Origin of the sequence: Sphaerospermopsis reniformis (genome assembly GCF_005402885.1) — a bacterium.
GTDB classification, from domain to species: domain Bacteria; phylum Cyanobacteriota; class Cyanobacteriia; order Cyanobacteriales; family Nostocaceae; genus Sphaerospermopsis; species Sphaerospermopsis kisseleviana.
Genome location: NZ_BJCE01000396.1, coordinates 1 through 2,877, shown reverse-complemented (window position 1 = coordinate 2,877; position 2,877 = coordinate 1). Strand labels below are relative to the sequence as shown.

Genomic DNA, 2,877 nt, shown 5'->3' with positions numbered 1-2,877 from the left:
TCAAAGTTGACATAGGCAATATTCTGTCCATTAGGTCCATACAGAATCCAAGCATTATCATAATTCCCTCGTTGACCATCAAAATAGAGATAACTTCTGTCAGTTACAGTAAAGCGATAACTATCTGATTCAAAACCGCCGTTATCAAAAGTTCCTGCAATATCCGTATCGAGATTAATAACCGTCGCATCGGCTTTATCTAACAAACGGAAACCATAACTACCTGTCGCATCCCGTTCCCCATCAATCAGAACTTTATAGGTTCCATTCATTGCCAGAGTTAAACTGCCATCGGAACCGCGATCACTACGACTATCAACATTAAATAGCTCACGACCTGTAGGATCAAAGAAACGGAACTTGAGGAAATCTCCCCCTAGAGCATCATAGAAAAGTTGCTGTCCTGCGATTCCTTCAAAGGTATAAGTATCCTGCTCTCCTGCTTCACTGATAGTTCCAGTAATCGTAGTTCCAAGAGTCATCGCAGTGGTATTTAATTGAGGAGTAACAATTCGTAACTTATAATCATTACTACCATTACCAAACCAAGGCTCGGGCTCGGCACTATTACCTTGCAGAATTAACCAATATTCTCCTGAGTCTAACCATAGCTCTGCATCATTATAGCCATGATAATCATAGTAAAAAGTTCGGCTTGTAATTAATTGACCATTAGGTCCATAAAGAATCCAAGCATTATCATAGTCACCAATTTGTTTATCAAAATAGAGATAACTTCTGTCAGTTAAAGTAAAGCGATAACTATCTGATTCAAAACCGCCATTATCAAAAGTTCCTGCAATATCCGTATCGAGATTAATAACCGTTGCATCTGCTTTATCAAATAAATGGAAACCGTAATTACCTGTATAATCCCGTTCCCCATCAATCAGAACTTTATAGGTTCCATTCATTGCCAGAGTTAAACTGCCATCGGAACCGCGATCGCTACGACTATCAACATTAAATAGCTCACGACCTGTAGGATCAAAGAAACGGAACTTGAGGAAATCTCCCCCTAGAGCATCATAGAAAAGTTGCTGTCCTGCGGTTCCTTCAAAGGTATAAGTATCCTGCTCTCCTGCTTCACTGATAGTTCCAGTAATCGTAGTTCCAAGAGTCATCGCAGTGGTATTTAATTGAGGAGTAACAATTCGTAACTTATAATCATTACTACCATCAGTCCAGTATTCTGCTCCATTACCTTGCAGAATTAACCAATATTCTCCTGGATCGAGCCACATTTCTGCATCAGAGTAACGATAAGTTGGCCAACCATTATCAAAGTTGACATAGGCAATATTCTGTCCATTAGGTCCATACAGAATCCAAGCATTATCATAATTCCCTCGTTGACCATCAAAATAGAGATAACTTCTGTCAGTTACAGTAAAGCGATAACTATCTGCTTCAAAACCGCCATTATCAAAAGTTCCTGCAATATCCGTATCGAGATTAATAACCGTTGCATCTGCTTTATCAAATAAATGGAAACCGTAATTACCTGTATAATCCCGAATACCATCAATGAGAACTTTATAGGTTCCACTCATCGTCAACGTTAAGCTACCGTCAGGACTGCGATCGCTACGACTATCAACATTAAATAGCTCACGACCTGTAGGATCAAAGAAACGGAATTGAAGATTAGCATCGCCAAAACCATCATAGAAAAGTTGCTGTCCTGCGATTCCTTCAAAGGTATAAGTATCCTGCTCTCCTGCTTCACTGATAGTTCCAGTAATCGTAGTTCCAAGAGTCATCGCAGTGGTATTTAATTGAGGAGTAACAATTCGTAACTTATAATCATTACTGCCATCAGTCCAGTATTCTGCTCCATTACCTTGCAGAATTAACCAATATTCTCCTGGATCGAGCCACATTTCTGCATCAGAGTAACGATAAGTTGGCCAACCATTATCAAAGTTGACATAAGCAATATTCTCTCCATTAAGTCCATACAGAATCCAAGCATTATCATAATTCCCACGTTGACCATCAAAATAGAGATAACTTCTGTCAGTTACAGTAAAGCGATAACTATCTGCTTCAAAACCTCCATTATCAAGGGTTCCCGTAATATCTGTATCCAGATTAATAACCGTTGCATCGGCTTTGTTTAACAAGCGAAAATTATAATTCCCCGATCCTTCACTTAGAGTCAGGCGATAAGTGCCATTCATGGTTAACGTTAAGTTATTGTCAGGGCCACGTTCAGAGCGACTATCAACATTAAATAGTTCACGACCTGTTGGATCATAGAAGCGGAAACGGAAATAGCTACTGCCTAAAGCATCATAAAAAAGTTGTTGCCCAACCGTTCCTGTAAAGATATAGGAATCAACTTGACTCGCATCACTAATAGAACCACTAACGATATTACCAAGCGTAATAGGTGTCCCTGTTAGGCCATTAACAGAAGTTACTTGCCCTAAATCCACAAGACTGAAATTATAGGCATCTGTATTTTCCCCACTACCATCTAGCCGCAACGTATATTTCCCTGCTTCTACCAGAGTAATGGGTGTTGTAATTTGATCAGAAAGCCAACGACTAAAAATCTGATTTCCACTCGGACTATACAAATACGCATTGGTTGAACGATATTGCCCAGAGTCAAGAACATTAAAGGAAATTTGCTGACCGATCGCCCCTGTAAATGTGTAAATATCTTGTTCACCTTTCTCAGCAATATTGCCGCTAATAGCATTATTAAAAGCTAAAGGAGTTATCGCTGAAACATCAGGAGCAATTAAACGCAAGCTATAAGTAGAACTATTGACATCACTATAACCCTGCATGATCAAATAATAATCACCTTGCTCTAACCAAAACTCTGCATCAGAATTTAAGTTATTGGCAGTAATATATTGACCA

1 protein-coding gene is annotated in these 2,877 nt (G+C 39.1%); it reads right to left on the bottom strand.

All coding sequences use genetic code 11. From position 1 onward, the window contains the following. Nucleotides 1-2,877, bottom strand: a 2,877-nt coding sequence (locus FFR48_RS26825; RefSeq protein ID WP_201277692.1) for a hypothetical protein, incomplete at both ends; no start/stop codon positions are given.